Annotated in this window: 1 protein-coding gene; it reads left to right on the plus strand. The window is 41.9% G+C overall.

Annotated elements, in window-relative coordinates; genetic code table 11:
- Window positions 1-509: transposase (locus HT709_RS12270; RefSeq protein WP_172925783.1), on the plus strand; the 509-nt coding region annotated here is incomplete at its 5' end.
- Window positions 510-700 lie beyond the last annotated feature (191 nt).

The following is a 700-nucleotide window of genomic DNA, read 5'->3' on the forward strand; positions in this document are numbered from 1 at the left end:
CAGGATCTTGGTCGCACAAACGTCGTGTCTGCCAGTTCTCTGAACGAAAAGAAGGAAACTTGTTCTACGATGTTATTTCTCTCGTTACAAATATGACGAGTGGAACAAGCCAAGACCAGTTTCAGCTTTATCGTGGACGTGGTCAAGCCGAGAATTTCATCAAGGAGATGAAGGAGGGATTTTTTGGCGATAAAACGGATAGTTCAACCTTAATCAAAAACGAAGTTCGTATGATGATGAGCTGTATCGCCTACAATCTCTATCTTTTTCTCAAACATCTAGCTGGAGGTGACTTCCAAACTTTAACAATCAAACGCTTCCGCCATCTTTTTCTTCACGTGGTAGGAAAATGTGTTCGAACAGGACGCAAGCAGCTCCTCAAATTGTCTAGTCTCTATGCCTATTCCGAATTGTTTTCAGCACTTTATTCTAGGATTAGAAAAGTCAACCTGAATCTTCCTGTTCCTTATGAACCACCTAGAAGAAAAGCGTCGTTAATGATGCATTAAAGAACAGTCGAGATGAAAAAATCGTGTGACGCACCAAGGGAGGAGTCTGCCCTTTTGAGGAAATCTAGCGAGGAAAAACGATACTGGAACAGCAGAAAGTAAAACTGACCTCATAAGGAGGAAGAAAGTGGCTCATGAGGTCAGGGGTTTTGTAAGTTACATCTAGTTGAGAGAGGTATGAATGATTTGGG

It is taken from the genome of Streptococcus sp. 1343, from assembly GCF_013277355.1.
GTDB classification, from domain to species: domain Bacteria; phylum Bacillota; class Bacilli; order Lactobacillales; family Streptococcaceae; genus Streptococcus; species Streptococcus pseudopneumoniae.